The organism is Aquitalea magnusonii, from assembly GCF_003202035.1.
Lineage (GTDB): Bacteria > Pseudomonadota > Gammaproteobacteria > Burkholderiales > Chromobacteriaceae > Aquitalea > Aquitalea magnusonii.
The window spans coordinates 21535-37601 of the sequence record NZ_QJKC01000013.1 but is presented as its reverse complement, the minus strand read 5'-3'; the positions used below and the strand labels follow the sequence as shown (position 1 = coordinate 37601).

Here is a 16067-nt window from a genome sequence, read left to right as displayed (position 1 = left end):
TAAGGGTTTAGTTGCGTGGGCCACGCAGGCTCATGCGGTACAGCATGCCGTCCTTGTCGATGACATGGTGCTTGATGGCGGCCAGCACATGGCCGGCCACACAGGCGGCCATGATCCAGTTCAGGGTTTCATGCACGGTTTTCAGGGTGGCGGCCAGCTGCTCGTCCTGCGCCACCAGGTCCGGCAGCTGTACCAGCTTGAACAGCACCACCGGGAAACCATAGGCCGAGCTCATCAGCCAGCCGGTCAGCGGCACGGCGAACATCAGCAGGTAGAGTGCCAGATGGCCGCCATGCGCCAGCAGGCGCTCCGCTGCACTCATGTGGGCCGGCAAGGCCGGCGGGCGCTTCAGCAGGCGCACCAGCAAGCGCACCACCACCAGCGCCAGGATGGTGATGCCCGCCCACTTGTGCCAGGCGATGTATTTGAACTTGGCCGGCGACAAGGGCAGGCCGGACACCAGCAGGCCGGCAATAAAGGTCGCGATGATCAGCCCGGCGATCAGCCAGTGCAGCGCGATGGCGGGTGAGGAATAGCGCTCACTCGATTTCATGTTTTTTTTGCTCCAGTACCTGGTTAAATGCTGTGCGCAGCTGGGAAAGCCGACGGCACAACTCCTCCATGTCGGCGGGTTCCAGCAGGTCGAAGGCGGTTTTCATATAGGCAATGTGTGCCGGAAACACCTGCTGGAACAAGGCTTCGCCCTGCGGGGTCAGGGCCACCATGACGCTGCGACGGTCCTGCTCTTGCGCACAGCGGCTGACCACGCCCTTTTCAATCAGACGGTCGATCACCCCGGTCAGTGTGCCCTTGGTGATCAGTGTTTTTTCCGACAATTCCTTGCAGCTCATGCCGGGCGTATTGCCCAGTGTCGCCACCACATCGAATTGTGGCGGCGTGAGATCCATCTGGCGGATATGAAAAGCCGACAATTGTTCAAATGCCTGGAATGTCCGCGCAAGTTCCCGAATGACCGACAGAGACGGCTCCTTTTTTGCATGACTCATAGCGTCATCAACCTTTTGTTCGAATCAGTATAGTTCAAACTAGAACTATATTGCAATTAATGGACTAGAAAAATCCACATCTTTGACAGACAGAACCGTTGCAATATTCCGACAAATCAAGACAAAGAGCAGTGGACCACAACAAACGACAATAATTCCTAACGCCTTTTACCCGGCAAGGTTTGGCGCTATTCTGATCAATATCAACCATCACGGCAGCCCCCCGTGCTGACTTAACCTGGTCGCTCCATCATGACTATCCTGCAGGACCGCTTTGGACGCAGCATTGAATATCTCCGCCTGTCGGTAACGGATCGTTGCGACTTGCGCTGCAGCTACTGCATTCCCAAAGGCTTCAAGGACTTTGAAGAACCGGAAAACTGGCTCACCTTCGACGAAATCGAACGCGTGGTGGCGGCATTTGTCAGCCTGGGTACACGCCGGGTCCGGCTGACTGGCGGTGAACCCTTGCTACGGCGCGACCTGCCGTTGCTGGCCGGTCGCCTGGCAGCCCTGCCCGGCCTGCAAGACCTGTCGCTCACCACCAATGCCACCCAGCTGGCGCGCCATGCCGACGCGCTATCCCGTGCCGGTGTCAAACGTGTCAATGTCAGTCTGGATTCGCTGCGGCGCGAATGCGTCAACGCCATCACCGGCCGTGACAGCCTGCCGCAGGTCATGGCGGGCCTGGAGGCCGCGCGCGCCGCGGGCCTGTCACCCATCAAGATCAATATGGTGGCCATGAAGGACGTCAACGAGGCAGACATCGAAACCATGGTGGGCTTCTGCATTGCCAACGGTTTTGTGCTGCGGCTGATCGAAGCCATGCCGATGGGCGACAGCGGCCGCAATACCGCCTATCTCGATTTGCAGCCGGTACTGGAACAATTGCGGCAGCGTTTTGGTCTGTTGCCACAGAACAGTGAAATGGGCGGCGGGCCGGCTCGTTACTGGCGCAGCGCTGACGGGGCATTCACGCTGGGGGTGATCACCCCCATTTCCCAGCATTTTTGCGCCACCTGCAACCGCGTCCGCCTGTCGGTGGATGGCACGCTGTACATGTGCCTGGGGCAGGAGGAAAGTTTCGAACTGCGGCCTCTGCTGCGGGCCGGCATCAGCGATCAAGGCCTGCTGGATGCCATCCGCCAGGCCATCGAGCTCAAGCCGGAACGGCACGAATTTCGCGAAAATCCGGGCAAACTCATCCGCATCATGTCGATGACCGGCGGTTAATGCGCCCAAAAGCAGCTAGTTTGCACCGGCCATAGCCTGCAACAGCCCGCTTTCGTTATACTATTGGCAAATTATTCGCCTTAACGCGGACGGCCTAATGAGCGAATTGCAGATTGGTGTACTGATATTGGGCGTGGCAGTCATCGCCCTGGTGTTCGGATTCAATGTTTTTCAAGAGTGGCGCTTTCGCAAGAAAACCAGCCAGGCTTTCGCGCGCCCTCATGACGACGTCCTGCTGAACGTCCCCAAAAACAATGTCCGGGATGGCGTACGGGCCGACCGCATGGAACCGGTGCTGGTCGACAGCGCGCATGTGCCGGCCGGTTACGACGACGAACCGTTCGAGCCGGAAATCCCGGAAGACACCACCCTGACCTTGCCGCCGGCGGTGGAACGTCCGGCGCCGATACCGGAACCGATGCCGCAGCGCGAAGACGACGAGTCCGGCCAGTTTGAATCGGCCGATCATCAGGCGCTGGTGGCCGCCCTGCTCGACCCCTCGCTCGACTTCATCGCTGAAGTCGTCTTCCACGAGCCGCACGAACTGGCCGCCATGCCGCGTTTCAATGTCGGCAAACGCACCCACATCATCGGCCGCACCGAAAAAGGCTTGTGGAAACCAGCCGAAGCCGTGCCGGGCACCCGCTACAAGCAAATCAACATCGGCATGCAGATGGTGGATCGCAGCGGCGCGGTCACCGAACCGGAACTGGCGGGCTTTTGCCAGCAGGTATCGCGCTTCGCCGAAGAACACGATGCTGCGGTCAGCTTTCCGCAACGCCAGCAAAAACTGGTGGCAGCACGCGAACTGGATCGTTTCTGCGCTGATGTCGACGTGCTGATCGGCATCAATGTGGTGCCGCGCGCAGCCGTGGAAGGCAGCCGCCTGCGCAGCTTTGTCGAGGCTGGCGGCCTGCAGCTGGAACCGGATGGCGCTTTCCATTACCTGGCGGATTCCGGCAACACCCTGTATTCGCTGATGGCAGCCGACCAGATGCCGTTTACCTTCCACACCCTGCTGGACAAGTCCTTCCCGGCGCTGACGCTGCTGTTTGATGTGCCGCGCGTGGCCGGTGGCGTCGAGGTATTCGACCGCGCCGTGCTGTTTGCCAAGCAGCTGGCTGCCGAATTCGACGCACAACTGGTGGATGACAACCGCCGTGTCTTGTCCGACGTCGGGCTGTCGCGCATCCGCGACCAGCTGGTCCATATTTACAGCAGCATGGACGACCGCGGCATTGCGCCGGGCAGTGTCGCCGCACTCAGGCTGTTCGCCTGACACCACTGCGCGCAGGCCGGCACATGCCGGCCTTTTTCCGTTTTGAGACTATCCGATGACCACCAACGACCTTGCCGCCCGCGCCCATGCCCTGCGCCAGCAGCTGACCCGCTATGGCCATGAATACTATGTGCTGGATGCCCCCAGCGTGCCGGATGCCGAGTACGACCGCCTGTTCCGCGAACTGCAAACCCTGGAACAACAGCATCCGCAACTGAAAACCGCCGACTCCCCCACTCTGCGCGTGGGCGGCATGCCCTTGCCGGAGTTCAGCCAGATCACCCACAGCGTCCCCATGCTGTCGCTGGGTAATGCCTTTTCCGACATGCAGCAGGACGATTTTGCCCGGCGCCACGCCGAACTGCTGCAATTTGACGAGCGCATCCGGCGCGAGCTGGCCGAATCGCCCATCCGCTATGCCACCGAACCCAAGTTTGATGGTCTGGCCATCAGCCTGCTTTACCGCGATGGCGTGCTGGTACAGGCGGCCACCCGTGGCGATGGCATCACCGGGGAAAACGTCACGGAGAACATCCGTACCATTCATGCCATTCCGCTCAAGCTGGAACTGGCGCACCCGCCCACCTTGCTGGAAGTGCGTGGCGAAGTGCTGATGCTCAAGCGCGATTTCGAACGGCTGAATGCCGAGCAACTGGCCCGTGGCGACAAAACCTTTGCCAACCCGCGCAATGCAGCGGCAGGCAGTCTGCGCCAGCTGGATTCCCGCATCACCGCACAACGGCGGCTATCCTTCTTCGCCTATGCCATCGCCCAGGTGGAAGGTGCCGACTGGCCGCTCAGCCATGCCGGCGAAATGGACTGGCTGCAACAACTGGGCTTCCCCGTGGTAGCCCAAGACCTGCGTCCGGTGGTGGAAGGTGCTGCCGGTCTGGCCGCCTATTACGAAAGCGTGCTGCAACGTCGCGCCACCCTGCCCTTTGAAATTGACGGTGTGGTGTACAAGGTGGACAGCCGCGCCCAACAAGAAGAACTGGGCTTTGTCTCGCGCGCACCGCGCTGGGCCATCGCCCACAAATTCCCTGCCGAGGAAGCGCTGACCCTGGTGGAAGCCATCGAAGAGCAAGTGGGTCGCACCGGCGCCATCACCCCGGTGGCACGCTTGCAGCCGGTATTTGTGGGCGGTGTAACCGTCACCAATGCCACCTTGCACAATGAAGACGAAGTGCTGCGCAAGGATGTGCGCGTGGGCGACACCGTGATCGTGCGTCGCGCCGGCGATGTGATTCCGGAAGTGGTCTCCGTGGTGCTGGAGCGCCGCCCCATGCGCCCGGCGGCTGGCGGTGATTTGTTCAGCCAGGGCGAGGAAGCACAATATCCTCCCTATCGCCTGCCCAGCCACTGCCCGGTGTGTGGCAGCCATGTGGTACGCGAAGCAGGCGAAGCCATCGCACGCTGTTCGGGCGGACTGAGCTGCAAGGCACAGCGCAGTCAGGCCATCCAGCACTTTGCCGGCCGCCGCATGATGGACATCGACGGCCTGGGTGAACGCTATATCGACAAGCTGGTGGAATACGGCTATGTCCATGGCGTGGCCGATCTGTACCGCCTGACACTGGACGATCTGCTACAGATGAAACGCCGCGCCGATGAAGACGAAGGCGTGACGCCGGAAACCGTCAAGGCGGGCAAGGTGGCCAGCAAATGGGCAGAAAACCTGTTGCAGGCCATCGCCGCCAGCCGCCAGCCCGCATTGGCACGCCTGCTGTTTGCGCTGGGCATACGCCATGTCGGCGAATCCACCGCCAAGACGCTGGCCGACTGGCTGGGCTCGCTGGCGCTGATCCGTCGCGCACCGGCAGCCTTGTTTGCCGCCCTGCCGGATATTGGCGGCGTGGTGGCGCAATCGCTGGCAGATTTCTTTGCCGAAGCCAACAACGAAGCCGCGCTGGACGCCCTGCTGCACTATGTTGCCCCGGCCGACGAGCATCCGCCTTCAGCCAAGCTGGGCGAACAACTGGACACGGCCGTCTTGCTGGCCCGGCTGGCGATTCCACGGCTGACCGAGGTGCGCAGCCAACAGCTGGCCACGCAAATCAGCGGGCTGGAGCAGCTGGCGCGCATGGAGCGTCGCCAGTTGCTATTGCTGCAGTTGCCGGCCGAGGTCGTCAATGCGCTGGCCGACTGGCTGGACGAGGCCGCCAATCGTCAGGCCCTGCAACAGCTGGCAGCGTTGCGCACGGAAATCCTCAGCAGCCTGCCACAAGATACGCTGACAGCTCACCCACTGTTCGACGGCAAAACCTTTGTGCTCACCGGCACCCTGCCCACGCTGTCACGCGATGCGGCCAAGGCGCTGATTGAGGCGGCGGGTGGCAAGGTGGCCGGCAGCGTATCGAAAAAGACGCATTTCGTGGTGGCCGGTGCCGATGCCGGCAGCAAGCTGGCCAAGGCCCAGGAACTGGGCGTGGCCATTCTGGATGAAGCCAGCTTGCAAGCCATGTTGCAGCAAACCGCAGACTGAAAGGGACATCATGCGCGAAACGGCATTCGAGCGCGGTAACCGCCTGGCGGCAGCCGATCAGCAAGAACAGGCCATTGCCGCCTTCAGTGAATGCCTGCGCCACAATGCCCAGGACTGGCAGGCCCTGTTCAACCGCGGCACGGCGCAGATGCGGCTGAAGCACTATCCGCTGGCGCTGGAAGACTATCTGGCGGCAGCGGCACTCAAGCCCACGTCCACTAATATCAAATGCAATCTGGCCGTGCTGCTCAAGGAGCTGGGCGAGCTGACCCTGGCGGAAAACCTGTTGCTCGAAGTACTACAGGCGGAACCTGAGCATGTCGATGCCTGGAGCAATCTGGGGGTGGTGTTGCAATATGCCCTGCGTTATGACGATGCGGTGATCTGCCACCAGAATGCGCTGCAACTGGCAGGTGCCAGTGCCGGGCGCCTGAACAATCTGGGCAATGCACTGACCTGCGCCTTGCGACTGGACGAAGCGGTCAGCGCCTACCGGCAGGGCATGGCCCTGGCGGGCGCGGATGCCTTCCTCGCCTTCAACCTGTCGGTGGCCCTGCTGCTACAGGGCCGTTACCGTGAAGCCTGGCCGCTATACGAACAGCGCTGGGACAGCATCATACAGCCGCGCTACCGCGACCGGGCCTGGCAAGGCCAGGATCTGGGCCAGCAAAGCCTGCTGATCTGGGCCGAACAGGGTCTGGGCGATACCCTGCAGATGGTGCGTTTCCTGCCCGAGTTACAGCGCCGCCATCCTTCGGCCCGGCTGATGCTCGCCTGCCAGAATGCCTGCCTGCGGCTGTTTGCCCAGTTACCCAATATCGAACTGCTGCCGCTGGAGGACGCGCCTCCTGCCCATGACTGGCAATTACCGCTGATGTCGCTGCCACTGCGGCTAGGTATCGAACCGGATAATTTGTCGGGTCAACCGTATCTGCATGCCGATTTGCAATTAGCACACACTTACGCTGCCCGCCTCCCTCCATGTAGCGTGAACAGACCTCGCATCGGCATTGTTTGGGAAACCGGCTCTTGGGGGGTAGGCATAGTCGACCACTCCCGCCAGAACAAATCCGTCCCGCTGGAGCAGTTCCTGCCCTTGCTGGATAGCATTGATGCCGACTTCATCAGCCTGCAACTGGGTGAGCAAGCGCCGGAACTGCAAGGCAGGGTACACCAGCTGCCCATCTCCGATTTTGCCGATACCGCCGCCATCATCAGCCAGCTGGATCTGGTGATCAGCGTGGACACCTCGGTGGTTCATCTGGCGGGAGCACTGGGCAAACCGGTATGGGTATTGATGCGGGCAGAAAGCGCCCCCTTCTTCATGGCCCAGGGTGACACCTCTCCCTGGTATGCCAGCATGCGGATCTGGCGGCAGGCCACGCCTGGCGATTGGCCGCCCCTGATTGCCCGCGTGGCAAAAACGCTGCGGCAATGGCCGCGAGATTGAGTTGTTGTTTGGTGCGGCGCGCAAGACAGGATAGAATGCGCGCCAGTCAGAAATATTTTCAATTGAAGACTTCTACGACGATGAAAAAAATCAGCAAAGCGGTATTCCCGGTAGCCGGACTCGGTACGCGTTTTTTGCCCGCCACCAAGGCCAGCCCGAAAGAAATGCTGCCGGTAGTGGACAAACCCCTTATCCAGTACGCCGTGGAAGAGGCGATTGCCGCCGGCATCACCGAGCTGATTTTCATTACCGGCCGTAACAAGCGCTCCATCGAAGACCACTTCGACAAGGCCTACGAGCTGGAAACCGAGCTGGAAAACAAGAACAAGCAGAAGCTGCTGGACACCGTGCGCGGCATCATCCCGCCCTCGGTCAGCTGCATCTATATCCGCCAGACCGAAGCATTGGGCCTGGGCCATGCCGTGCTGTGTGCCCGCCCCGTCGTGGGCGACGAACCCTTTGCCGTCATCCTGGCCGATGACCTGATCGATGGCGAACCAGGGGCGATGGAGCAGATGGTCAGCCTGTTCGATACCACCCACAGTTCGATTCTGGGCGTGGAAACCGTCGCCCGCGAGGAGACCGGTTCTTACGGCATTGTCGAAACCGGCAGCAATGCCCACGGGCAGCAGCAGGTATTGAGCATTGTGGAAAAACCGCACCCGGATGTGGCCCCGTCCAATCTGGCCGTGGTGGGGCGCTACATCCTCACCCCGCGCATTTTCGACAAGCTGCTCAACACCACGCCCGGAGCGGGTGGTGAAATCCAGCTGACCGACGGCATTGCCGCCCTGCTGAAAGAAGAGGCGGTACTGGCCTTGCCCTTCAAGGGAACCCGCTACGATTGCGGCTCGAAACTGGGCTATCTTAAAGCTACCGTCAGCTATGGTCTGAAGCACCACGAAGTGGCCAGGGAATTTTCTCAGTATCTGCGCACGCTGCAGAACTGATTTGCCAATTTTCCATTACGCCGCTCTGTAGACGGAGCGGCGTTTGTATTTTCTCAAGGAGTCAACATGCCCAACATTGCCGAAGCTCGCGGTCTGATCAATAGCTCGGACATTCTGTTCACCGCAGAAGAGGTGAGCGCTGCCGTCGATCGCATGGCAGTGGAGATCACCGAAAAACTGGGTGAAACCTATCCGCTGGTACTGTCCGTCATGGGTGGTGCCGTGGTATTTACCGGCCAGTTGCTGCCGCGCCTGAATTTCCCGCTGGATTTCGACTACGTGCATGTATCGCGCTATGGCGACAAGACCCACGGCGGCGAGCTGGTATGGAAACAGGCCCCCAAAGAGGATGTGCAGGACCGCGTGGTACTGGTACTGGACGACATCCTGGATGAAGGCCATACCATGGCAGCCATCCGCGACAAGGTGATGGGCATGGGTGCCAAGGAATTCTACAGCGGCGTGTTTGCCAACAAGCTGATCCCCAAGGAAAAGCCGATTGCTGCCGATTTCGTCGGCCTCGACGTGCCGGACCGCTATGTTTTCGGCTACGGCATGGACGTGCGTGGCGCCTGGCGCAATCTGCCGGCCATCCACGCCCTGAAGTAAGCCACCAGCCATAGTCAGGCAAACCACACCGCGAGCGGCCTTGCCCCTCGCGGTTTTTGCATGGCCGGCCTAAGCGCCGCTCGCCAGCAGCAGCTCGGGCAGAATGCTCTGCACCCAGCGCCGTTGCCCATCGTAAGCATGGGCCAGCTGCAATACCGTGCTATCTGCCCGCGGCCGCCCGATGATTTGCAAGCCCATCGGCAAGCCATTGCTGCCAAACCCTGCCGGCACATTCATCACCGGCAAACCTGCCATGGTCGGCCCGATGACCACCTCCATCCAGCGGTGATAGCTGCTCATCACGCGCCCCCCGACCATGCGCGGCCAGTGCTGCTCCAGTGCAAATGGATAAACCTGGGCACTGGGTAACAACAGGAAATCGAAGCGCTCGAATAGCTGCAACACGGCGCGATACCAGTCACTGCGTATGCGCGAGGCGCGGTACACATCCAAAGCGGTCAGCTGCAAGCCGCCCTCGATCTCCCACTGCAATTCCGGTTTCAGCTGCTGACGACGCGAGGGATCCTGATAATCCGCCAGCAAGCTGCCGGCCATCAACCAATGTCGGTGAACCTCCCAGCTTTCCCACAGCAAGGACGGATCGAAATTCACCGTGCATGACTCAAGCTGGCAGCCCAGTGCGGCAAAGTCGGGCAAGACCTGCTCGCATTGCTGCAGCACACCTGCCTCCATCGGCAGATAACCGTTCCAGTCACCCAGCCAGCCCAGCCGCCAGCCACTGACATCCTGTTGCAGCGACTGTTCCAGGCCGGCAATGCTGCCATGCGCCAGTGGCGCCCGGACATCCGCACCGGCCTGGGTACGCAATAGTGCCAGCACATCCGGCACGGTACGGCCCATCGGGCCCTCGGTCGCCAGCTGCTGCAAGAACAGCTCCGGGCTTGGCCCCAGCGGCACCGTGCCCCAGCTGGGACGAAAGCCGAATACATTGTTGAATGCCGCCGGATTGCGCAGCGAACCCATCATGTCGCTGCCATCGGCCACCGGCAGCATGCGCAAGGCCAGGGCAACCGCGGCCCCGCCCGAGCTGCCACCGGCGCACAACTCGGGCTGATAGGCATTGGCGGTAGCGCCGAATACCGCGTTATAGGTATGGGAACCGGCACCGAATTCCGGGGTATTGCTTTTGCCGATAAAGATGGCCCCTGCCCTGCGCATGCGCTCCACCATGATGTCGTCACTGGCCGGCTGATACTGACGATACAGGTTTGAACCCATGGTGGTCGGGATGTCGCGCGTGGCAGCGAGATCCTTGATGGCCTGCGGAATGCCATGCAACCAGCCGCGCGACTCGCCACGCGCCAGTTCGGCATCGCATTGCGCAGCCTGTTGCAGCAGCAAATCCTCGTCCTGCAGGGACACCAGCGCGTTGACCTGGTGGTTTACCCGCTGGATATGCTGCAGATAGCTGCGCATGACCTCGACACAAGACAGCTGCCGCTGGTGAATGGCATGGGACAGAGGCAGCGCATCCAGCGCCACGATGGGATCAAGACCGGACATGTGTTTGTTCATGACGACTCTCCGGAGGCTGCATTGGAGGTGACCAGTGATGCCGGTGCAATTGCTGCGGCTGCCGGACGACCACGTGGTAGAAAATAGCAGGCCACCACGCCCAGCATGGTGGAAGGCAAGAGATAGTAAACCGGTGCGATGGGTGAGCCGGTGCGACCGCCCAGCCAGGTGACGATAAAGGGAGCGAAACCGCCAAAAATCATTACCGCCAGGTTGTAGCCAATGGAAACGCCGGTAGAGCGTACCCGCACCGGGAACAGCTCGGACACCGCAGTTGGCGCCGGTCCGAATGCCAGCCCCAGCAAGGTGCAGAACAGCAGTTGCACCATGAGCAGCCGTTCGATACCGGGCGCATCAGCCAGCCAGGCAAATCCCGGATAAATCATGATCAGGAAGCCCAGATAGGGCCAGAACAACAGGGGACGACGGCCGATACGGTCCGACCAGGCACCCGCCAAGGGAATCAGGATGGCCATCCAGGCCACTGCCAGCATCTGGATGGTAAAGGCCTGGTCCAGCGGCAGGCCGAACTGGCGATGCACATAGCCCGGCATATTCACCAGCAGGACATAAAACCCTGCCGTGCCGGGAATGGTCAGGCCGATGGTCAGCAGGATATTGCGCCGGTTCTGCTGCAGCTGGCCGCCCAGACCTGGCGCAGCCGCCTGTGGCTGGCTGGCTTCGAGAAAGGCCTCGGTCTCATCCATATGACGGCGGACCCACCACCCCACCGGAGCAATCAGCAAACCGACCAAGAACGGAAGCCGCCAGCCCCAGCTTTCCAGCTGCCCCTGATCCAGATTATGTGTGATCAAGGCCCCCATGCCGGCTCCGCCCAGAATGGCCAGCATCTGCCCCACCAGCTGCCAGGAACCATACAGGCCACGCTGATGCGGTGGAGCGGCTTCTACCAGAAATGCAGTGGCGCTGGCATATTCCCCTCCGGTGGCAAAGCCTTGCAGCAATCGCGCCAGCACGATCAGCAACGGAGCGGCCACGCCGATGGCGGCATAAGGTGGTGCACAGGCAATCAGCAAGGACACCAGGGCCATGATGGCCATGATCAGTTGCATGGCGGCCTTGCGCCCCTTGCGGTCGGCATAGATGCCCAGTAGCACACCACCGACTGGCCGCATGAAGAAACCCACCCCGAAAGTGGCGGTCGCCATCAGCAGGGAGATGAACTCGTTGCCATCCGCCGGGAAAAACAGCTTGGAAATAATACTGGTCATGAAGCCGTAGACGATGAAGTCGTACCACTCCAGTGTATTGCCCACGACGGCTGCAATAATCTGCCGCCGCCGGGAAATCGGTTTGTCAGTCGCCATGCCTTGCCACCTCTAGCTGCCAGATAGGATTAGCCCAATCGTGCCGCTGGCAACACAAGCAGCTTGCCGTGCGGACGAAACAGAGGTGCAAGGTAGGGCGGCTGCCATCAGGCAGCTACTGTCCGCTTTGGCAGCACACTGGCATAGAGATCAGTCCTGATCGGAATGCCGTGGCGCGCCACAGGCCAGCGGTGGCAACAACCCAGGAGAAAACCAGACTATTGGCCAGTTTTCTGCCATGGCTACACTGCGTGGCCGTCTGGAGCCAGTCGACAGATGGCTGGCTGACAGGCGGTGACCGACCCGCTTGCTTGACCAGCACAGCTGGGCATCAGGGCTGTTCAGCTACTGAGGTGGCGGGCCCGGCCCGCCCGCGCATGGCCAGATAGATGGGCAGGGACACCACCAGGCCCAGTGCAAAACAGATCAGGATGTATGCCCATGGCCACTTGACCCTGGCGTGCCGTGAATCGCTGATGACCCAGACGGAAAATGCAATGGCTGACAAATAAATGTCGATGGTGATCGCGCTGGTAAGTGGATTGGCAAACGCCGCAGCAAAGAATTCGGCGGGCCCCAGGCCTCCGCCCTGCATCAGGTACTGCAAGTTGAAGTACCAGGTGACAATAAAACCGCCAATGGCGATGACAAGGAATGCCAGGGTGGCATAGCGATGCATTGTCCGGCTCATTAAGGATCTCCTGCGGGGGTTGCGCCAATGCCCAGCCTGGTGCTCCGCGGGCTTCATGCGATAAAGGGGCAGGCTGAACTGTCCAGCAGCGTAGGGGGAAGAGTGCAATCTCTCTACTGTCCCATCAGTCGCTCAGCGAGCTGCCACCAGCGCACCCTGCACCCGATAGGACGCACCAGCGGCAGGCTGGCTGCCACAATGACAGAGCCCGCGCCTGGGGCTTGAGCATGGCTAGCTTCATGCCCGCGCGACAGACTGGCAACATCTGGCAACATCTTTCCCTGCAAGAGTGGTGCCGCTTGCACTATAAGTGAATGATCAACATGCATGAGCCGATTTCACCATGAGCAATTCCATCACCCAGGCTACCCAGCTCTCCTTGGCCAGCGCCGCCTTGTTGAATGGCGGCGTGCTGCCCTCACCGGTGATCCAGTCCTCCAACAGCAATGCGGCGCTGGTGGATGCGGCGAGCAGCATTGCCGAAGACGCCAGCGTCGTGGTGACACTTGGCGGCGGTGGGGATGAGGGGACGACGTATGATGCAGCAGGCTTGCTGAACAGTTTTACGCAAGCTGGCAGCTTGCAAGGCAGTGTGGCCAGCGATCCGGCAACCGCGGCAGCCGCGGTGGATGATCAACTGCTGGGGGGAACAGCCGCCAGCAGCGGCACCCTGGCGGGCCTGAGCAGCAACTGGGGCAGCCTGCTGCAAAATGATCCGGCATTGAGCAATACCGCGGTGCAGGATAGTACGGATAGCAGCATCGTTGATACGCTGGCCTGAACGACCGGCCCTGATGATGGCACGATCGTTCCGGCGCTAGCTGTTGTAGCAGTTTGCCGGGCAAACCGCTATCAATCCTGCGGGCCGCGCGAGCTGTGCTTGCGCTTTTCCTTTTCGCTCATCATGGCTTCGCGCGCTGCCGCTTTCTGCGCGGCCAGTTCCTTGGCACGCTTTTCCCAGACTACCCATTCCTGCGGGCGCTCCAGCGTGATGCGGCCGGTATTGCCATCGCGAAAATCGGTGAGCACGATTTCGGCTGCCTTCTGGATATTGACGCGCCCGCCACCCAGCATGGCACCGCGCTTGCGGCCTATCATTTCCAGTACCTGCCAGTCCTGCAGGCCGTCCACCTCGTCCAGGCGATAACGCGCCGTCAGTTGCGGCACATAGTGTTGCAGCAGGTATTTGAGCAGTTCCAGCGAGACTTCTTCCTCGTCCATGGCATTACGGCCAACGGCGCCGCTGGCCGCCAGGTTATAGCCGCCTTCTTCCACTTCGATCTTGGGCCACAGCATGCCGGGCGTGTCATAGAGCTCCACATCATCGGCCAGGATAATGCGCTGCTCGTTCTTGGTGACGCCAGGCATATTGCCGGTCTTGGCGATCTTGCGGCTGCTCATGCTGTTGATCAGCGTGGACTTGCCCACGTTGGGAATACCGCAAATCAGTACCCGCAGCGGCTTGTCCAGGCCGCCGCGATTGGGCGCCAGCTCGCGACAGGCCGCCACCAGCTTTTGTGAAGGCGCACGTTCGCCGGCATCCAGCGCAATGGCCTGGGTCTGCTTCTTGGCGCGATACCAGTCCAGCCACTGCGTGGTGATGGCCGGGTCGGCCAGATCCTGCTTGTTGAGGATCATCAGGCGCGGCTTGCCCTTGGCCATGCGCGCCAGCATCGGATTGGCGCTGGACGCCGGCAAGCGCGCATCCAGCATTTCGATGACCACATCGATGTCTTTCAGGCGCTCCATGACATCTTTGCGCGCCTTGTTCATGTGGCCGGGAAACCATTGAATTGCCATGCTTTAACGCTTTCTTAACGGGTCCAGTAAATAACTCAGTCCATTGTGGTCGATTTCCTGCATCAATTGCAGCAGACGACCGATCTCGCTCTTGGGAAAACCCTCGCGGGCAAACCAGTTGAGATAGTTGCCAGGCAGGTCGCACAGCAGGGTGCCCTGGTGTTTGCCAAAAGGCATGGTCGTGCTGACCAGCCGTTGCAGATCTTCTTGTTGCATGATTTCACATCGGACTGAAGGAGGCGCATTGTGCCAAAGGCTGCCATTTTACGCCACAGCCTTGTTTTGTCGGACTTTTATTGTCGAGTTGCCGGATTTGACCTGCGACAAGTGCCGTTGTCATTTTTCTGTCGAAAACCGGCGTGGACGGGATAGCATGGTGGCCATTCGTTACCGGGGTCTGGTCGGTTCCGATTGCGACCGCAATGCGAAGTCAGTTCAGTGATAGCGACGTAGGTTCTTTGGCGTGGCAGCCGTAGTGCATACGGCGGTTGGATACAGGCATGGCCTGCCCGCACGCTCAAGACCTCTTTGGGCAGCCCGCTCTGGTTGCCCTTCTTTTTTGGCTCAGCGCGGCAGTGCCTTGCCGTCATTGAAAGCCAGAAAACCGCGCAGCACACGGTACAGGCACCACAGCCAGGTCAGGCCAAGAATGGCAAAACCGACCAGTATCCATACCAGTGCATAGCCCAGCACCGTGCCGAGCAGGCCGATCCAGAAGGTGTTGATCTGCCAGCGAAAATGGCTTTCAAACCAGCTGCCGCGGCTATCCTCCAGCTTGAGATAGTTGATGATCACGCCGACCAGCATGGGAAGGCCGGTAAACAGGCTGAGGCCCTGCAGGATATACACCACCAGGGTCAGGTTGTTCAGTTTGCGCTCATCATCACGCGTTTGCAGTTGCATGGTATTTCCGCTTGTTGGTCGCTCAGCCGCGGCGTGCTGCCTGCAGGCCGTGCCAGAAAGGTTGCAGCCGCTGACGGCATTGCTGCGCCACCAGGCGCGAGGCCATCAGCATGGATTGCATGCCGTGCACCGTCCCCACCATGCCGCTCTGCCGCTGTCTGCTCCAGCCGCGCAATACACCGGGCGTGGCCTCTGGTGCGGTCAGCAGCACCGGAGCTGCCGATGGCAGTTTAAGCTGCAACTGCTCCGACAGCAGCTTGAGACGGCGGTTCGCTTCATCCAGCTGCGTCAGCTCAGCCAGGGTGACGGCGACATGGCTGAGTTCGAGCACGGCGATACGCGCCGCCAGCCAGTCTGTTGCATCGGCAAAGCGTGCAGGCGAACCATGGGGATGCCGGCGCTGGGAGGCCAGCAACATGGCAAAGGCACGAATGTCCGGCAGCAGCGATTCCAGCAGCGGCGTGGCCGTTGTCTGGTCTTGCTGCAGGTAGCGATACAGGCTGTCCGTTTGTGGTGCGACAGCATTGGCCAGGGCCTCACCATCAGTCAACAGGGTTACGGACCACGCAGCACCGTCCAGCACCAGACTGGCGCTTTCTCGGGCGATCTGCCTTGCATCACTGACTTCATTCATGACCTGCATCTCCAGTCGGGCTTGCCTGGGTGGGTCCGGAGCTGATTTGTCTGCTGAAAAAACAAATGCCGCCGGAGTGTCCGCGGCGGCATTGTTCGGGTGTATTCGTTCTCTTGTACTGTTCTCTAGTGCAGAGACGCCCCTTGGAGCCGCCGTGAGCTGCGG

16 protein-coding genes are annotated in these 16067 nt (G+C 60.7%); 7 read left to right on the top strand and 9 right to left on the bottom strand.

What is annotated here, in order from left to right:
- Window positions 1–7: 7 nt before the first annotated feature.
- The gene (locus DFR38_RS14260; protein WP_059285277.1) at window positions 8–553 is read right to left on the bottom strand and encodes a cytochrome b; all 546 of its coding nucleotides are present in this window, start codon (window positions 551–553) and stop codon (window positions 8–10) included.
- Window positions 540–932 (bottom strand): MarR family winged helix-turn-helix transcriptional regulator, encoded by a 393-nt coding sequence (locus DFR38_RS14255; protein WP_233170464.1) that lies wholly within the window; start codon window positions 930–932, stop codon window positions 540–542. The genes DFR38_RS14260 and DFR38_RS14255 overlap by 14 nt, the downstream gene beginning before the upstream one ends.
- Window positions 933–1265: 333 nt before the next feature.
- On the opposite strand from DFR38_RS14255, the gene moaA reads away from it, so the two are divergent.
- From moaA to DFR38_RS14225, 6 genes are all read left to right on the top strand, one after another.
- Complete coding sequence (moaA, locus tag DFR38_RS14250) at window positions 1266–2240, top strand: GTP 3',8-cyclase MoaA (RefSeq protein ID WP_110313576.1); 975 nt, start codon at window positions 1266–1268, stop codon at window positions 2238–2240.
- A 97-nt stretch (window positions 2241–2337) separates the two neighbouring features.
- Window positions 2338–3519, top strand: coding sequence for a cell division protein ZipA C-terminal FtsZ-binding domain-containing protein (locus DFR38_RS14245; RefSeq protein WP_110313558.1), 1182 nt, complete (start codon window positions 2338–2340; stop codon window positions 3517–3519).
- 55 nt (window positions 3520–3574) lie between these two features.
- Complete coding sequence (ligA, locus tag DFR38_RS14240; protein WP_059285275.1) at window positions 3575–6001, top strand: NAD-dependent DNA ligase LigA; 2427 nt, start codon at window positions 3575–3577, stop codon at window positions 5999–6001.
- A gap of 10 nt (window positions 6002–6011) precedes the next feature.
- Window positions 6012–7451: a tetratricopeptide repeat protein gene (locus DFR38_RS14235; RefSeq protein WP_059285274.1), complete on the top strand. Its 1440-nt coding sequence runs from the start codon at window positions 6012–6014 to the stop codon at window positions 7449–7451.
- 80 nt (window positions 7452–7531) lie between these two features.
- Window positions 7532–8401, top strand: a complete 870-nt coding sequence (galU, locus tag DFR38_RS14230; RefSeq protein WP_059285273.1) for a UTP--glucose-1-phosphate uridylyltransferase GalU — start codon at window positions 7532–7534, stop codon at window positions 8399–8401.
- A gap of 66 nt (window positions 8402–8467) precedes the next feature.
- Window positions 8468–9010: a hypoxanthine-guanine phosphoribosyltransferase gene (locus DFR38_RS14225; protein ID WP_059285272.1), complete on the top strand. Its 543-nt coding sequence runs from the start codon at window positions 8468–8470 to the stop codon at window positions 9008–9010.
- Window positions 9011–9079: 69 nt separating this feature from the next.
- On the opposite strand, the gene DFR38_RS14220 is transcribed toward DFR38_RS14225, so the two are convergent.
- The 3 genes from DFR38_RS14220 to DFR38_RS14210 all read right to left on the bottom strand — a co-directional run bounded on the left by DFR38_RS14220 (window position 9080) and on the right by DFR38_RS14210 (window position 12553).
- Complete coding sequence (locus DFR38_RS14220) at window positions 9080–10546, bottom strand: amidase (protein ID WP_199053365.1); 1467 nt, start codon at window positions 10544–10546, stop codon at window positions 9080–9082.
- Window positions 10543–11874 (bottom strand): MFS transporter, encoded by a 1332-nt coding sequence (locus tag DFR38_RS14215; protein ID WP_059285271.1) that lies wholly within the window; start codon window positions 11872–11874, stop codon window positions 10543–10545. Before DFR38_RS14215 ends, DFR38_RS14220 begins: the two co-directional genes overlap by 4 nt.
- Window positions 11875–12205: 331 nt before the next feature.
- Complete coding sequence (locus DFR38_RS14210) at window positions 12206–12553, bottom strand: DUF2834 domain-containing protein (protein WP_059285270.1); 348 nt, start codon at window positions 12551–12553, stop codon at window positions 12206–12208.
- 355 nt (window positions 12554–12908) lie between these two features.
- Here DFR38_RS14210 and DFR38_RS14205 point away from each other — a divergent pair, with 355 nt between their 5' ends.
- Entirely contained in the window at window positions 12909–13346 is a 438-nt protein-coding gene (locus tag DFR38_RS14205; protein WP_059285269.1) for a hypothetical protein, read from the top strand.
- Window positions 13347–13417: 71 nt separating this feature from the next.
- Here DFR38_RS14205 and ylqF read toward each other — a convergent pair whose 3' ends face one another.
- From ylqF to DFR38_RS14185, 4 genes are all read right to left on the bottom strand, one after another.
- Entirely contained in the window at window positions 13418–14365 is a 948-nt protein-coding gene (ylqF, locus tag DFR38_RS14200; protein ID WP_059285268.1) for a ribosome biogenesis GTPase YlqF, read from the bottom strand.
- A 3-nt stretch (window positions 14366–14368) separates the two neighbouring features.
- Window positions 14369–14581, bottom strand: a complete 213-nt coding sequence (locus DFR38_RS14195) for a DUF3820 family protein (RefSeq protein WP_059285267.1) — start codon at window positions 14579–14581, stop codon at window positions 14369–14371.
- Between the two features lie 348 nt (window positions 14582–14929).
- Window positions 14930–15268, bottom strand: a complete 339-nt coding sequence (locus DFR38_RS14190; RefSeq protein ID WP_059285266.1) for a DUF4870 family protein — start codon at window positions 15266–15268, stop codon at window positions 14930–14932.
- Between the two features lie 22 nt (window positions 15269–15290).
- Window positions 15291–15902, bottom strand: a complete 612-nt coding sequence (locus DFR38_RS14185; RefSeq protein ID WP_146215983.1) for a hypothetical protein — start codon at window positions 15900–15902, stop codon at window positions 15291–15293.
- Window positions 15903–16067: the final 165 nt, after the last annotated feature.

Coding starts and splice junctions, on each gene's coding strand:
- DFR38_RS14195 (WP_059285267.1), bottom strand. CDS start 14,581: ATGCAACAAGAAGATCTGCAACGGCTGGTCAGCACGACCATGCCTTTT.
- DFR38_RS14260 (WP_059285277.1), bottom strand. CDS start 553: ATGAAATCGAGTGAGCGCTATTCCTCACCCGCCATCGCGCTGCACTGG.
- DFR38_RS14190 (WP_059285266.1), bottom strand. CDS start 15,268: ATGCAACTGCAAACGCGTGATGATGAGCGCAAACTGAACAACCTGACC.
- DFR38_RS14245 (WP_110313558.1), top strand. CDS start 2,338: ATGAGCGAATTGCAGATTGGTGTACTGATATTGGGCGTGGCAGTCATC.
- ylqF (WP_059285268.1), bottom strand. CDS start 14,365: ATGGCAATTCAATGGTTTCCCGGCCACATGAACAAGGCGCGCAAAGAT.
- DFR38_RS14205 (WP_059285269.1), top strand. CDS start 12,909: ATGAGCAATTCCATCACCCAGGCTACCCAGCTCTCCTTGGCCAGCGCC.
- DFR38_RS14210 (WP_059285270.1), bottom strand. CDS start 12,553: ATGCATCGCTATGCCACCCTGGCATTCCTTGTCATCGCCATTGGCGGT.
- DFR38_RS14220 (WP_199053365.1), bottom strand. CDS start 10,546: ATGAACAAACACATGTCCGGTCTTGATCCCATCGTGGCGCTGGATGCG.
- DFR38_RS14225 (WP_059285272.1), top strand. CDS start 8,468: ATGCCCAACATTGCCGAAGCTCGCGGTCTGATCAATAGCTCGGACATT.
- ligA (WP_059285275.1), top strand. CDS start 3,575: ATGACCACCAACGACCTTGCCGCCCGCGCCCATGCCCTGCGCCAGCAG.
- DFR38_RS14215 (WP_059285271.1), bottom strand. CDS start 11,874: ATGGCGACTGACAAACCGATTTCCCGGCGGCGGCAGATTATTGCAGCC.
- galU (WP_059285273.1), top strand. CDS start 7,532: ATGAAAAAAATCAGCAAAGCGGTATTCCCGGTAGCCGGACTCGGTACG.
- DFR38_RS14185 (WP_146215983.1), bottom strand. CDS start 15,902: ATGAATGAAGTCAGTGATGCAAGGCAGATCGCCCGAGAAAGCGCCAGT.
- DFR38_RS14235 (WP_059285274.1), top strand. CDS start 6,012: ATGCGCGAAACGGCATTCGAGCGCGGTAACCGCCTGGCGGCAGCCGAT.